At 51.7% G+C, this 15,156-nt stretch carries 10 protein-coding genes; all 10 read right to left on the bottom strand.

Features of this window, described 5'->3' with window-relative positions:
* Nucleotides 1-44: 44 nt before the first annotated feature.
* Nucleotides 45-2,273: a penicillin acylase family protein gene (locus tag ACVL1J_RS00125; protein ID WP_341237208.1), complete on the bottom strand. Its 2,229-nt coding sequence runs from the start codon at nucleotides 2,271-2,273 to the stop codon at nucleotides 45-47.
* Nucleotides 2,274-2,371: 98 nt separating this feature from the next.
* Nucleotides 2,372-2,494, bottom strand: coding sequence for a hypothetical protein (locus tag ACVL1J_RS00130; protein ID WP_256366096.1), 123 nt, complete (start codon nucleotides 2,492-2,494; stop codon nucleotides 2,372-2,374).
* An 83-nt stretch (nucleotides 2,495-2,577) separates the two neighbouring features.
* Nucleotides 2,578-3,375 carry a ParA family protein gene (locus tag ACVL1J_RS00135; RefSeq protein WP_341237207.1) on the bottom strand — a complete coding sequence of 266 codons (798 nt, stop codon included), beginning with the start codon at nucleotides 3,373-3,375 and terminating at the stop codon, nucleotides 2,578-2,580.
* A gap of 12 nt (nucleotides 3,376-3,387) precedes the next feature.
* Nucleotides 3,388-4,824, bottom strand: coding sequence for a coniferyl aldehyde dehydrogenase (locus tag ACVL1J_RS00140; protein WP_341237206.1), 1,437 nt, complete (start codon nucleotides 4,822-4,824; stop codon nucleotides 3,388-3,390).
* 141 nt (nucleotides 4,825-4,965) lie between these two features.
* The gene (locus ACVL1J_RS00145) at nucleotides 4,966-7,308 is read right to left on the bottom strand and encodes an efflux RND transporter permease subunit (RefSeq protein WP_341237205.1); all 2,343 of its coding nucleotides are present in this window, start codon (nucleotides 7,306-7,308) and stop codon (nucleotides 4,966-4,968) included.
* Nucleotides 7,309-7,337: 29 nt separating this feature from the next.
* The gene (locus tag ACVL1J_RS00150) at nucleotides 7,338-8,510 is read right to left on the bottom strand and encodes a WD40/YVTN/BNR-like repeat-containing protein (protein WP_341237204.1); all 1,173 of its coding nucleotides are present in this window, start codon (nucleotides 8,508-8,510) and stop codon (nucleotides 7,338-7,340) included.
* Nucleotides 8,511-8,581: 71 nt separating this feature from the next.
* Nucleotides 8,582-9,949 (bottom strand): DUF1329 domain-containing protein, encoded by a 1,368-nt coding sequence (locus tag ACVL1J_RS00155; protein WP_159568236.1) that lies wholly within the window; start codon nucleotides 9,947-9,949, stop codon nucleotides 8,582-8,584.
* Nucleotides 9,950-9,976: 27 nt separating this feature from the next.
* Nucleotides 9,977-11,833, bottom strand: a complete 1,857-nt coding sequence (locus tag ACVL1J_RS00160; RefSeq protein ID WP_341237203.1) for a DUF1302 domain-containing protein — start codon at nucleotides 11,831-11,833, stop codon at nucleotides 9,977-9,979.
* A 379-nt stretch (nucleotides 11,834-12,212) separates the two neighbouring features.
* Entirely contained in the window at nucleotides 12,213-12,872 is a 660-nt protein-coding gene (locus ACVL1J_RS00165; protein WP_491664995.1) for a TetR/AcrR family transcriptional regulator, read from the bottom strand.
* 57 nt (nucleotides 12,873-12,929) lie between these two features.
* Entirely contained in the window at nucleotides 12,930-15,065 is a 2,136-nt protein-coding gene (locus ACVL1J_RS00170) for a CocE/NonD family hydrolase (RefSeq protein ID WP_341237201.1), read from the bottom strand.
* Nucleotides 15,066-15,156 lie beyond the last annotated feature (91 nt).

Raw genomic sequence — 15,156 nt, forward strand, 5'->3', positions numbered from 1 at the left:
GGTGGACATCCTGTGCGGTAGGAAATTAATGCGATATCGAGAATTTATTCTAACCTGCCTGCGCAGTGGGGAAAAAGTTGTTCAATGCGGCTTGGCCGCAACGGCATCTGAATACTCTGACGGGTTTGCCAAAGCGGGATTTGATCTATAAGCAATTGACTGCCAACCCAACCGTCTTGCCCACCTAGCAAGACAAAATAATTCTCGTCAGGATCAGAAAGGTCAGAGAGATGCCTGCTTTGAGACCCGTAACTGGTTTCATCAAAACCCCGAATCAGATTGTGTGCATTTTTCATCAAGGTTTCACGCGAACCCGCAGCAGGAAACGATTTGGACGAGAACAGCTTGCCCAGCAAGGGAACATGGCCCAACACATGGCGCAATCGGATTTTGTGCAAATTACCCCAAAGTTGCCAGTGCTGCGCCCTGCGGTTTGCCTCATCAACACACAATGGCACCACGCTTGCCCGTTCAGTGTCTGTGAGATTTTCAAGGTCTTCCATCAAACAGGCAGACAGATAAGACCACTGATCCATCAAGCTGGGCGTTCGGCCCGCGTGGCGCAAAACCGACAACTGCTTCACCAAAGCGGCCAACAAAAACTCAAACTGAAGGGCAGCAAAACTGTCTGCCGTGTAGGCACCACCCCACAGGTCGATCGAATTGCACAGCACTTTTTGTTCACTGCTTTGTAAGTGCGGACGACAAAAATCTGCCAGACGACTCGACAATTGATCCGCCAACGGAGAAGTTACATCCAACTGCAAGGTTAACAATGCCTGGGGACTTAAGCGTTTTTGTGAATTGAACAAGGCCCGTGCACGCATGACACGATCATCGCCATTGAACAAGAAGCCCAAACCCGTGACTTCCGAAGGCCGGTTGTTGGCAGACACGATAAACCCGGCGGCGGGATTGATCACGCTTGGGAAATCGCGTGCACACACTTGCACCGACCAATGTTCACTGGCCATGGACTCGGGCAATACCCAGTCGTCTTCGGGAAACCCGGGGCGTTTGGGCAAAGTAGCCGCCAACACGTGCCCAATATTGCCGGTGGTATCTGCGCCCAGCACATTAAGCGGTGTGACGCCCACTCCATGCATGGCTTTTTGCAACTGCGCCACATTGTGTGCCTGCATGCCGTGCAAGAAACTGGTGATCTCGTCGGTGGGCCAATGCCCCGCCCAACGCAAGGCCAGGTTGTCTTTGCCGCACAATCGCCCCAAAGCGGCGCAATCGGTGAGCACTGGGCCGTGGGGAGAAAACCTCAGCCTTCTGGTTCTGGACCACGAAAACCGGACCTTGATTTTTACCAGTTGCTCGACTGTATTTCGAATGGTGGTTTCGTCCAGACGAACCAGGTCAGATGATGCTGCCCGCAAGTTTGTACCACCCCAGGCCAGATCAGAATTTCGCCCAAGCCCCAAAATGGGCACGCCGGGAAACATCAAACCGACACATTGGTAGCCTGGCGTGCGCAGCCCCACCATCATCCACACATTGGGCAGGTGCTGCCCCAAGTGCGGGTCGTTCACCATGAGTGGTTTGCCACTTTGAGTGCGTGTGCCATGCACCACAATTGAATTGCTGCCTGAGCGGGACAAGCTGTTAAGAAAGTCGCCGATTTGCTGAGCTGTACTGGGTTTGCCGGGTTCAGGGCCATCGAAACTGGTGGAAACACCTGCCCCGACCCGACGCAACCGGTTCCACCATTCAATGAAATCTCCGGACAAACGATGCTCGATCAATGAAAAATAAATGGGCCAGTTCACATCGGCGCCAGCAAGCCGACCAAACAAGAGAATATCCAAAGGGGTATAGGGTTCGGGGGTGATTCCAAGAAACCTTTCATCGACTCCACGCTTTCGTTGCGCCTGCACGCAGTTAAGCCCGGCTACGAAACCTTCGACCCACGCTTGACTGCTTTTGGGCATGTTGGCCCATATTTCGGGTGCGGCACGACCAAAATCAAGCAGACGAATGAGATGGTCCATGTCGACAAACCCACGTCCACCCATTTCTGACAGACGCCCTTGCGCCAGGCGTTTGAGAAATTGCAACTGCGGGCCGCGCTGAAATTCGGTGACAGTGCCCAGTGCAAAAGCACCGTCACGGTCTGAATTTGAGAACACATAAGGGACAAAGAATTCATTGAATCGAACGAATGTTCCCGCGGTAAACGACAGATTCAAAGCCTTGAATTGCTGTAGCCGGTCTTCGAGCGTGTAGATGGGGTAGCGAACGGACAACCAGCCCATGGCACTGGACAAGCGGGCAAGCCCCCGTGCAAGTTTACGCAGCAGGGGGTTTTGAGATGGGCCAAGAGATTTGAACACAACGGGTGAGGCAACTTAACTCGGGACAGCCCCTAAGACAAGCCGTAGGAGACCAGCTTACCCAAGCGTTTCTGGAGTTTTTTCTGGAGTCGCTGCTGGCGGGCTGCCTTGAACTGCCCACCCAGCTTGTTGACCCAAACCATGGCTTGGCGCATTGAATACACTCACGTTGAACTGGTTCCAAAACGTGAGTGTGCAGCTTTCAGGTTTCAAAGATATGACAAAGGCAGTTTAAAACCTAGGCGACCTTCTTCTTGCGCTTTGCAGCAGCCGCTTCAATTTCAGCGTGCATGGCCACAAATTCATGGCTCAGCTTGTGTGCCGGCATAAAGTGAATCATTGGCTTGGCCGCTTCGTGACTTTCACGAATTTTCACGGAAGAAGAAAGGCAAGTATTCAACACCGGATGGCCTTCTGCCAGCAACTCGGCGACGAGTTTTTGCGGCAGGCTTGCACGGGGTTGAAATTGATTGACCACAATGCCTTCGACATCGAGTGCAGGATTGTGGTCTGCACGAATTTCATTGAGCGCGTCCATCAGGTTATACAATGCGCGGCGCGAGAATTCATCGCAATCAAAGGGAATCAACACCGAATCAGCAGCAATAAGTGCCGAGCGCGAAAAGAAATTCAACGCTGGGGGCGTATCGATGTAGACGCGATCGTATTGACCCTTTAACTCGTCGAGGGCTTCGCGCAGTTTGAAAATTTTGTAACGCGACTCAAGCTTGACTTGAAGCTCTTCGAGCGCGGGGTGACTACCTAGAAGATCGAGGTTTTCATAAGGGGTTTCAACCACAAATTCCGCACTTTTCTTGGGACGAATTTTGAAGTTCAAGGCCTGATCAAAGAAATCAGCCAGGGAATATTCTAGAGGGGCACTGCTGCGCCCCATAATGTACTGGGTGCTATTGCCTTGAGGATCAAGATCGATCAACAGGGTTTTCAAGCCGCTGTTGGCCGAAATGGCCGCCAGGTTGCTGGTGATGGTGGATTTGCCAACCCCACCTTTTTGGTTGAAGACCACCCGACGCATTTAAAACTCCCTTTAGACGATTTTTTTTAATACTTTAACAACTTTTTCGAACACTGTGCCATAGGGAGCGCGTAGCAGAGGTGCCGCATTGAACCTGGATTGCTCCAGGACTGGTTTAAGTTGGGACATTGCATTGAAACCCACCAAGCCGTGATACGCGCCCATGCCGCTGGAACCCACACCACCAAAAGGCATGTTGTCGTTCAGCACATGCCACATGGCATCGTTCACAGTAACACCACCCGACACTGTTTGGCTTAGCACCAGTTCTTTTTCAGCCTGCTTGCTGACAAACAGGTAAAGCGCAATTGCCCTTTCTTTCGATTGAACCTGGGCCACTGCCTCTTCCAGCGTGTTGTAAGAAAGAATTGGCAAAATAGAACCGAACACTTCCTCTTGCATGACCCGCATTTCGCGGCTTGGGTTGACCACCAGGGTCAGGGGAAATTTCTTGGCTGCGGGCTCGAACACTTCGTGCGCCGGATTGATTTCGATGATTTCCGCCCCTTTTTTCCGGGCATCTTCAACCAGATCGCCCAAACGTTCCATGTGCTTTGAGTTGATGACACAGGACACATCGGGGTTGTTGCGAACTGTGGGGTATTGCCTGTGGGAAGCACGTTTGACTTCAGAGATGAAACGCCTGAGCTGGCTTTCATGCACCATGGCGTAATCGGGTGCCACACAGATTTGCCCAGCATTGATCATTTTGCCATGAGCCGCACAAGCCGCTGCCTGCGCTACGTTGCCGCTGGGCGCAACAATCAGGGGCGACTTTCCACCCATTTCAAGCGTGACCGGGGTCAGGTTTTCAGCTGCGGCTTTGGCCACCATACGCCCTACCCTTTGAGAACCCGTGAACAACAGGTGATCAAAGGGCAAGCGGGAGAAAGCAGCCGCCACGGTTTCATCGCCTTCAATCACAGCAACGTGCTCTTCACCAAAATTGTTTTCGAGCAAACGGGCGATCAGAGCGGATGTGATCGGACTGTACTCACTGGGTTTAAGCATGCAGCAGTTGCCCGCAGCCAAAGCAGATGCCAGGCCTGCAAAACTGAGGTACACCGGAAAATTCCAGGGAGTAATAATGCCGATCACCCCCAGAGGTTGGGGTTTGATGTAAGACACAGACGGGCGCAGTTGCAAAGGTGTGGGCACTTTGCGCACCTTCATCCACAAGCCCACATGTTTGCGGCTGTGACGGACTGCGGCCAAGCTGCTGACAATGTCCAGCATGGTGGATTCATGGCGGGACCGATGACCAAAATCAGCCGACATGGCATCCAGTAACTCGCCTTCGTTGCGAAGAATGATCTCTTCGAGCAACTCAAGGTTACTAATGCGCTCTTGTTTGCTGGGATTGGGATTAAACCGATAGGTTCGCTGCTGGCAATCGAACACATCCTGTAATCGTCCACTGACCAGTTGTATGTTATCGACGCGGTCCAACAATCAAATCTCCGAGTAACTGAGACTCGATTGTGGGGGTGAGAACAGTTGCACACAACCCCCTCAAATGAACTGTATAGAAATGAAAAAACGGGCCGATAAAGCCCGTTTTTTCAATAACTTACAGCTTTCTTACTACAATTACACTTTTTCGCCCCGACGATCAAGGAAGTAGGCCAGCGCAGGCAGGAATACCACTGCACCCACCATGTTCCACAAGAACATGAAGGTTAACAGCAAGCCCATGTCAGCTTGAAACTTGATGGGTGAGAATGCCCAGGTTGCGACACCAATACCCAGCGTCAGGCCAGTAAACACAACTGCTTTACCCGTGGACTTCAGGGTTTCAAAGTAGGCGTCGGCAAACGGCATGCCCTGCTTCAGGTATTCCTCGAGCTTGCCATAGATATAAATGCCATAGTCCACACCAATACCCACACCCAGTGCGATTACCGGCAATGTCGCGACTTTCACGCCAATACCCAGTGCAACCATGAGCGCTGAACACAACAGCGAAGTAAGTGCCAAGGGAGCAATGATGCAAATGACGGTACGCACCGAACGGAAAGCCAGCCACACCAGAATGGCGACCACACCGTACACCCAGATCAACATTTCGGTTTGGGCACGCTCAACCACTTCGTTGGTGGCCGCTTCAATACCGGCATTGCCGGCAGCCAGTTTGAATACGGCGTCGCCCGTGTCATTCTTGGCAATGAAGTCTTCAGCAGCAGCCACGACCCGCTTCAGGGTATCGGCTTTGTGATCTTCAAGGAACACAATAATGGGCATGAAGGAACAATCGGAACTGAACAAACCATCGGACAAGTTCATGCCGCTGATGGTACCGTTCAACACAAACTGGTTGCGGTTCAGTGCATTCCATTTAATGTCACCTTCGCTGTAAGCGCTGATAACAAACTTGGAACGATCAGCCAATGAAACGCTGCTTTGCACGCCAGGCACCTGTTCGATGGTCCATTGGAACAAATCAACTGCGGCCAACGTGTTGTACTTGATACACCCGTCCATTTTGGTTTCAACCATGACCACAAACACATCAGTGCTGGTGGAGTAGTTGTCGGTGACATAGGCGTTGTCCAGGTTGTAGCGGGAATCCGCACGCAGCTCAGGTGCGCCTTTGTCCAAATCACCAATTTGTACGTTGGAGTTTCCCCAAAGTCCCAATGCCAGCAGGGCCAAGCCCACTGCCAAAGCGCCTTTGGCCATTTTGGCCTGGGCAAAACCGGAAATGAAATGCCACAACTTGTTGCTGCCGGACTCAGCTTCCTGCAGCTTGGCAACCGCTTTGTTGTCTACTCCCGTGTAGCTCATGATGAGCGGCAACAAAACCAGGTTGGTGAGAATAATGACGGCAACACCCACAGACGCGGCAATGGCCAAATCACGAATGACTGGAATATCGATCACCATCAGGGTGGCAAAACCGAAACCATCGGACAACAAGGCAGTGAGGCCCGCAATATACAAACTACGGAATGCCAAACGAGCAGCATTCAGTTTGTTGTGACCTTCACCTTGCTTGTGCGCAATTGCATTGACGATTTGCACGCCATGGCTCACGCCGATGGCAAACACCAGGAAAGGCACCAACATGGAGTAAGGATCAAGCCCCATACCCAACGCATTGAGCAAACCCAACTGCCAAATCACTGCGGTGATTGAACAAGCCAGGGTGGCCAGGGTACTTTTCACACTGCGGGAATACAAGAACAGCATAACCAGAGTGATCAGCACCGCCACGCCGAAGAACATGACAACCTGAGTTGCACCCTCAATTAGATCACCCACAATTTTCGCAAAACCGGTCACCCGAATTTCAATTTTGTCGGAATTGAATTCGTCGCGCAGCTCTGTTTCAATGCGCTCTGAGAATTCTTTGTAATCAAGTCGGTTGCCGGTTTCCGGATTAATTTCCAACAGTGGCAAATACACAATAGTGCTTTTGAAATCGTTGCCCACCAATCGACCAATTTGACCGGAAAGCTCTACGTTCTGACGCACTTGCGCAATACTTTCAGCATCGCCGTTGTAGGTGGCAGGAATAACCTGACCACCTTCAAGACCTTCCTCGGTTACTGAGGTCCAGCGTGTGTTTGCGGTCCACAAAGACGCCATTTCAGGCCGGTTCACACCAGGAATATAAAACGCTTTGTCGGTAACCTGCTTCAGGGTTTCCAGGTACTCAGGCGTGAATATATCGCCTTCCTTGGCTTGTACGGTCACGCGCACCACATTGCCAAGGCTGGTTAGATCGTCTCTGTTTTCAAGGAAATTGACCACATACTCGTGCTTGGTCGGAATCATTTTTTCGAAACTGGCGGCCACTTTCAGTTGCGTTGCCTGCCATGCCAATATAGCTGTAGCCAATACCATTAATAGAATGACGAGCACGCGATTGTTGAAAACCAGCCGCTCGGCTAACGGCGCATTCGCCTTAATGTCTTTATCTGGAGAAGTCATTTTTAATTGGATCCGTTTGAGGGGTCTGTTTACTTGAATTCAGACAGGGACAAGGTTTTAAAACCGCGCATACCCGCCAACAGAATTTCCTGGTCATTCAATTGCACAACACTGGCCGAAGGCAGTTTGTCGGAACGACGCGTGACTTGAATGGACCGGAAGTCATCGGTACTGCGCGCCAAAATGCCGCGCGAGCCGACCACCACAACGGAGCCATCGTTCAATACAGTTGCGCCGCTGAATGTTTCCCGCAAATTTGTGTTTACTGATTCCCACTGACTGCTGCCAAAAGGAAGTCGAAACGCGTTGCCTCTTAGGCCAACGGCGACCACAGTGCGCGTGTCGGGCGCTTCGACCAGGGCAAATACAGACCCGTCGTAATCAATTTTACGTGTTGCCCAGGTTTCACCTTCGTCAGCACTCACCAGCACGGTACCCTGCTCACCACCCACCCAGATTTCTCCGGTTTTACTCAACATCATGGTGTTGAAGTGGTAGTTGGTGGGGTTATTGGTGCGGTCACCCAGGTATTCCCAGGTGGCGCCCTGGTCGGTGCTTTTTAGCAACTGACCATATGCACCCGCTACAAATACATTGCCATTGCCATTCACGATCACATCCAGCAAAGGCTTGGATGGACCAACTTCGAAATCGCCTTGCGCAAGATCCAGAGAAAACATGGCTTCTTCTGCTGCAATCTCAAGCCTTTCACGCTCTTCAGGCGCAGCGTTCTCGGGCAGCTTATCCAGTTGTTCTTGCAAGCCATCTGCTTTTGCTTGAGCAATGTCCAGCACGAACTGGTTAATCGTTGCGCCGTCGATCAGCTTTGTCCAATTCACTCCGCCGTCTTCAGTTTTCAGAACCACGCCATCGTGCCCAACGGCATAGCCAAGAGCGTCGTTGTCAAAAGCAACCGATGTCAGCGTAATCGACACAGGCACCTTGCCTGCAATCCAGGTTTTTCCGTTGTCTTCGCTTTTCAATATTTGCCCAAACTCACCGGTTGCAAACAGCTTGTTGCCCACGCGTTCAACATCCAGCAGCAAAGATCGGGTTGCATTAACACTTGGAATTGCCGGTATTTGTAACAAATCGACCTTGGCCGAAGACAGGCCGCCATAACCAATCAGGCCAGCGCATACAACGCCGCCGAGCAGCAGGGTGGAAACTGCCCTGTTAGAAAAACGATTCCGGAGAAACATTGAAAATCCTTTGAAATTAAAAAAAGGCTACAAAGAGCGCATGCCCCCTGTAGCCTGAATTTACCTAGCGATTACTGTACGCCGAGTCGACGCAGGCCGGCTGGTGTGTAATTTGCGCGGTCTGGCGTGAAGTCGAACACGAATGGCTGTGCTGCCTCGTTGGTCAAACCAATGGTGAGGTAACGGCCTGACTGCAAGTCATACAGCGCCTCTGCGGTGTAGAAAGGCACGTCTTCGTTGTAGTACTGGATGTTGTGGGCTTCAGCAACGCGCCACAGTGCGCCCTTGCCATCGTAGTGATCGATAACAGAGGCCTGCCAGTTGTCTTCGTCCACGAAGAACACGCGCTTGGCGTAAATGTGACGTGCGCTATCCTTCAAGGTTGCTTCTACTTCCCACACACGGTGCAACTCATAGCGCAGGAACTCTGGGTTCATGTGCAGTGGCTGGTGAATTTCCTTGTAGGTCAGTTTGTTGTTGGCCAAACGATAGGAGTTGTAAGGGATAAACAATTCCTTCTTGCCCTTCAACTTCCACTCGTAACGGTCTGGTGCACCGTTGTACAAATCGTAGTTGTCGGTTGTACGCAGGCCATCAGCCGCTGTACCTGGTGAGTCGTAGGCCACCTGGGGTGCGCGACGTACACGACGCTGACCCGCATTGTAGGCCCAGGCACGACGTCCTTCCTTCACTTGGTCCAGTGTGTCGTGTACCAACAGCACGTTACCTGATACGGAAACAGGGCTCTTCAGGATTTGATAGAAGTAGAAGTTGATGTTGTCATCTTCACCAGCCTTGTAGAAATTGGGCAGGTTACGAGGGAACACCAGCGTGTCTTCAATCCGGTTAATAATGAAAGAGCCGTCGCGCTCAACGGGCACCTGCACGAAATCGCGCTTGGCCGCACCGCCACGATAACGAGTCAGGTGGTTCCAGATTACCTCAACACCATTTTGTGGAATCGGGAATGGAATGGCCTGCTCAAAACCAACGATGGAGTTACCGTCGTTTTCAGTTTTTGCGTTAGTGGCGTTCTTCTTGGCTGCGTCCAGAACTTTCTTGGGATACGCAGTAGAGCGATGGGATTTATACACATTCATTTTGAATGTGGGGTACTTTTTCAGCATTTCCAGCTGACCTGGTGACAGGTTGGCTTTGTATTGCTCAGCATTGGCACCAGTGATGGTGAACAATGGCTTTTCACTGGCGAACGGATCAACCAAGTGCTGGCCTGTTTTGTAGCCAGCAGGCGCCTTGGTCAAACCACCCGTGTAGGCTGGAATGGTGCCGGCGGCATTGCCCGCCTTTTCAGCACCAAATTCAGTCAGGGTTGTGCCCAGCTTTGCGGCTTCTTGCGCGCTGACAGCCGCTTGCGCGGTGCCAACAGCGAACAAGCCTGCCAGAGCCAGTGCTGTGATTTTTGTTTGAAACTTCAACATAAAAATTCCTCCAGTGTGTCTCTGTTCTTAGAATGAGTAGGATGCGCTCAGTGAGATGAAATCGCGGTCGCGAAGTACATCGTAATTAGCCGCATTGGTAAACGTGGTGTAGTTGATTGATGCCTTGGTGTTGGCATCAAATTCAAAGCCCAAGCCCAAGCCCACCGATTGACGGCCTTCATTGAAAGCCTGGCCAGGTTCAGGTGAATAACCATCTACGTCGTGTGACCATGCCAATGTCGGAATCAAATCGATTCCCAAGAACACATCGCGGTAAGTTGCGGCGGTACGCAGGCGATAACCCCAGGCAAATTCGGTGACGAAACCGTTTTTGTCTCCACTTGCACCAGCAGAACCGAACACAGCTGCACGACCGTAGCGGATGCCTGATGTTGCATTGCTTGTAGTTACCTCAGGCAGGTCATCAACTATTACAGCTGCAACTTCACCCACGAATACCACTTGACTTGAGCCCAAGGCACGGTCGAAGGTTTTGATGAAGGTATTCTGGATTTGCGTGACGTCGAAACGGTCGAAACCATTCACGATGGTGTTATCGGGAGCACTGTTTACGCGCTGGGCCAGTGGCGTTGGTGCACTTCCGGGGGCACCGTTGGTCAAACCTGCTGCCAACAAATCGTTTGCATTAATTTGAATTGGAAGGTCTTTGGCCATAGAAACTTCACCAGACCAAGCCCAGCCGCCCACATTGGTGGCAAAACTTGCGCCAAACACCTGTATGTCCTCGGGGTAATCAATTACATAACCCGAGCTTGCAGTTGGGCCGAACGTTGTGCCAGCAGTAGGCGCCGTGGGTGTAGTTCCCAAATTACCTTTACTCAAACTGGCCAAGGGCAAGCGGCTGTGGTACTGCATTGCATAAGCACCCAGCTCCGCATCAAGCGATTCAAAATAGCTACGCAACGCCAAACCGAACTGGCCACCATCGTCGGGCTGACGATCTTCAACTCGTTTCACAAAAACACCTGCGGCAAGTTGCGTTTGATCGGGCAAGAAGGTCCCGGGAGGCGCGGGCGCTGGCAGTGGATTTGAATTGAATGCCAAGCGATCGCAACCATCTGCGGCAAAGTCCGACGATGAGAAGTAAGTACCACAACCCTCTGGTACCGTTTTGCGCCATTTCAGTTGCACAAAACCTTCCAGGCTAGTTGTATCCGTCAGGCCCAAGTTGGCATAAAGCATTTCTGAGGGCGTGAAACCTTCTTTCAGTTCCGCGCCAGGGCGACGAAAAGCGGAGACGTCCAGCGTATTCAAACCAGCGATTGGGCTCAAAATGAAGGTGCTTTCACCCCAGCTAATCACTTGCTTACCAAGACGCAAGTCAAGCGGCATGCCACCTACATTGGTGTTGATGTAACCAAACGCATCCAGCACGTCGATACCATCGAAACGCGCATAGGGGTGAAAACCACTGTCTTCCAAGCGCTGGTTACGGGCATTGCCTGTTGGCTCGTGGCCGTGGAATACGTCTTTCTTGCTCAGCGTGTAGTCATAGAACCACTTCACGCGAGAGAAAAAACCGTAATTGTCTTTCTTCAATTCGAAGTCGTGTACACCTTTTATAATCGTCGAAAAAGTGTCACCTTTCTGAAAGTTCAAGTTGCCGTCGTCACCGGTATTGGATAACCCCGTGCCCCGTTCACCGCTCGCTGTCGTGTTATTACGACCAATCAACGCCAAATCCTGGCCTTCCACCCGGAAACTGGTACCCGCGGTCACTGTTGAGTTTACGCTCAGGTCAAAATCGCCAACCTTGAATTGCGCCGCCTGCACGGGCATTACCGCCGCAGCAAACAACCCTGCTGCGATCATGTTGCGCACGGCAACGTGTGTTCTTGTTTTAGAAAAAGAATGTTTGTTCATGTAGCCCCCAAATATTTATCGAGTAGACAGGTGCAATACACCTGCGATTGCCGATTCACCCTCAAACCAAGGATGTCGGAAAATCAACTGAAAAATCGAATAGTTGTTCCGGCCTGCAAAAGGCGCGAACCAACATTTAGTTATGGGGAACTTCGAGAACCTTGAGAAAAGTAAGACATGTCACCTCCAGTAATGCACCTTGATTGATGCTTTTTGCTAATTTTTGCTTAGTGTAAAGCAGCTTTCGGAAAAATAAAACCGTAATTACAGTTTTAGTTATTTAGAGCGCCTTATCTAAAAATGTACCACTGGAGTAACATGAAATGTTGCGCGAATTGTCAATCCTCGTAATTTAGTAGTAATTTCACTACAAGGCTTGTCAGGACTTGATTCCAAGGTAGCGACTTACCACATTCTGAATTCGCGTTTCAAATTCTTGAGTGCGGAACTTGATGGGGCCTGCGTCGCGCAAGCGGGCATTGTGAAGTGCGCCATAAACCACCTGAATGGCAAACGCCAAGGCCCGCAGGGGGTCTGGGTGAACGGTGCTATCGATATGTTGCAGAAGTGGTTTTGAAACCGTGGTGATAAAACCAAAACCGACATCTCGCATTGGTGTGGATTCAATAAACCCTTTGGATTCACGAATAAAAGCTTCCGTCAAAATTGAGCTGTATTCACCCTGAAAAATACTTACAAGAAAACTGACCACCTCATCGCAAATCAATTTACCTTCCACGCCAACCCAGTTCCGGTCGTCAAACTGGCTGGCTGCGCTCATGAGCAACTCCTGGCAACTTTCAGCGATCAATGCGTCGAAGTAACTTTCCTTGTCTTCAAAGCGACTGTAAAAAGAACCCACGGTGCACCCTGCTTCGGTGCAAATGTCTTTGATGGAAATTTCCTCGAGCACGCGGGTGTGCAACAGCTTTCTTCCGGCCTTGAGCAGGTCGTGTCGCTTTTGAAGACTGCGCGCTTGCATTGCTGGGCGCACACCCTGGGTATTCTCTATCGCTGCTGCTTTGGCTTGGTTTTTCACTGGAAATGAGCGCGCCCACATGGAGTGGGCGCTGCTAGTAATCGATTAACAGCCGGATTATGGCATTAAATTTTGCAATGTGGGCAAATTCAAAGTGCCACGTAGGGCCACCACGGGGGTAACCAGGTCTCGCGAGGCGGTTGCCAAATATTGCGGATGGTACCCATAAACCAGCAAGCCCAGTGTTTCGCCTTCGGCGAGACGTTCAGCCACACCGGTCATTTCGACATGGCGTTTACCAAAACCGCGAATGGGTGTTACCTGATCATCGATCAAACGCCAAGCGCCATTTCTGTTGACACCAAGGCCAACAAACAGCATGGGATCGCAACCAGGTTCCAAGCCGGCCAACCCAAGGGGCAGCATGGCTGTAGCGGCGTAAATTTCATTGCACACGGGGTTCATGAGCATGTCCACCGGCGGGGCAATTTCAAAGGTGGCGGTTGGAATACCTGCCACGGTGTTCACTCCGGCAGGCAATGCAATCGGCAAAACAGCGGGTGCAAATGGATAGCGCAGAATTCCAGTGGCAGCACTGGTCAGCACGGTCAGCGGATCGGCACCGGGTGTGAAATCAACTGTGATGGGTTGCAAGTTGGCTTTCGTAGCCTGCCCTTTGGCCGCAGGTCCCAATTTGGAAAACAGTGTGTTTTCGTTCACCCAGACAGCAGCGTTCTCTGATGCCTTGCCTTGTCCAACATCGTCGTTCAAGCTCAGGCACACTTTGCCCTTGTTGGCCGCCAAGGTGGTGAATGCATTGGAATCGCTGGCGTTTTTAATGGCTGCAACTTCCTGGGGTGTAAATAATTTTTCAATCAGAAACGCAAACTGGGCTTCAGAAATGGAAAGGTCACCACACGCAAAAGGACCACCCGGTTTCTGGAATTCAATTTCATTCAGGCCGTTTTGCGCACCTTGCTCAGTCAAGTCAGCAAGGCCAGGAACAGTAGAAGGCGACAGGGGCAAAATATGGCCACTTTGGTGGGTCAGGAAACGTACATCGGCTTTCTTGCCCTTGCCGTCTTTCAGTGCGCGATAACAGGCAAAGTTGTGAAAACCATCGTTAAAGTTGAACAAGGTGTCGCGGAAACCTTGAGTAAACAGAATATCCACAGGGTCTGGTGTTTTCTGGGCAAGACCGGGTGTTACTTCGCTTTGCAGGAAGGTTTGCGCACCTGCGGCCTCGGCATCACACCAATAGCTGGGGCTGTGATAACGGAAAAACTCCAGCGCACCTTCAGGGAAACGATTGGCGGTGGCACCGCGCAACAAGGTTTCTCGAATCAGGTTGTCCTGACCGCTGGTTTGCAGGGCCATGGGGTCGCCTCCCTGTAGCTTGGGACTCAAGGAACCGGATTCACCGCCCGCAACCAGCAACAAGGCCCAACCTGATTTCACGGTACCTGTGGGTTTGATACTCCCTTCTGTGGGTGCGGAATTCTCAATGCCGTATGCGCCACCTGGGTTCAGGCTGTAGCGCAGGTCGTTCCAGGTAATGTCGGGGGTCAGCGCATCAAGCCGCTTCAAGGGATCCACATTGTGAATCAGCAATTGATAACCACCACCGTAGCTGCCGCCCGTTGCGCCAGCCACCATATTGAATTCGCGATCGCCAGCGGACTTGTTGTTGCTGTAGCGCAGCCAATCCAGATTGTCTTCAGCCCAGTCCAGAATTTGCAGCAGATCTTGGCCCTCGAAGTCAGGGTCCATCACGCGCACGGAGCCGCCACTTTCACCAAATCCACGCTGATCAATACTGATGACACCCGCGCCCGCTTCGATCAGTTTGCCCATAATGCCGCGAGGACTTGTGGCGCGTGAGCCGCCGTACCCGTGCCCTTCAAGCACCACTGGGTTACCCAATGCACAATTGAACTCTGCGGGCTCAAACACAGTGAAGGCGATATTGTGACCGCTGGCCGATTGCAGGTTCACGCTGTAACTGTTGCCGCCAGCCCGGGGTTGGGTAGCGTTGTCAGTACACGCCGTGGAGGTGAACTGACGTTGCACCGCATCGGGATTCTTGAAGTTGGCCACGACCGCGATGGCGGGCTCTACCTGTTCATTCGGGCTGGTCGGATTATTGGGTGCTGCCGCTGTCAGGGCGGAATCGTCACTTCCACAGGCGGCCAGGCCCACGGAGGCACCCACCAAGGCGAACATCCAAAGTTTGCGAAAAGGTACTGCTGTCATGGTTTGTCTCCTGCCACGGTATTGGTGTGTTATCCCTTTGTTACCGGGGTGTGACAGGAAATGGATGCGATTGAAGTGTCGGATTACCGAC

This window comes from Limnobacter sp. G6BE5S, assembly GCF_058448965.1.

Excerpts from the sequence above, each read along its gene's own strand:
- ACVL1J_RS00135 (WP_341237207.1), bottom strand. The coding sequence starts at position 3,375 with ATGCGTCGGGTGGTCTTCAACCAAAAAGGTGGGGTTGGCAAATCCACC.
- ACVL1J_RS00130 (WP_256366096.1), bottom strand. The coding sequence starts at position 2,494 with ATGCGCCAAGCCATGGTTTGGGTCAACAAGCTGGGTGGGCAGTTCAAG.
- ACVL1J_RS00170 (WP_341237201.1), bottom strand. The coding sequence starts at position 15,065 with ATGACAGCAGTACCTTTTCGCAAACTTTGGATGTTCGCCTTGGTGGGT.
- ACVL1J_RS00160 (WP_341237203.1), bottom strand. The coding sequence starts at position 11,833 with ATGAACAAACATTCTTTTTCTAAAACAAGAACACACGTTGCCGTGCGC.
- ACVL1J_RS00155 (WP_159568236.1), bottom strand. The coding sequence starts at position 9,949 with ATGTTGAAGTTTCAAACAAAAATCACAGCACTGGCTCTGGCAGGCTTG.
- ACVL1J_RS00150 (WP_341237204.1), bottom strand. The coding sequence starts at position 8,510 with ATGTTTCTCCGGAATCGTTTTTCTAACAGGGCAGTTTCCACCCTGCTG.
- ACVL1J_RS00145 (WP_341237205.1), bottom strand. The coding sequence starts at position 7,308 with ATGACTTCTCCAGATAAAGACATTAAGGCGAATGCGCCGTTAGCCGAG.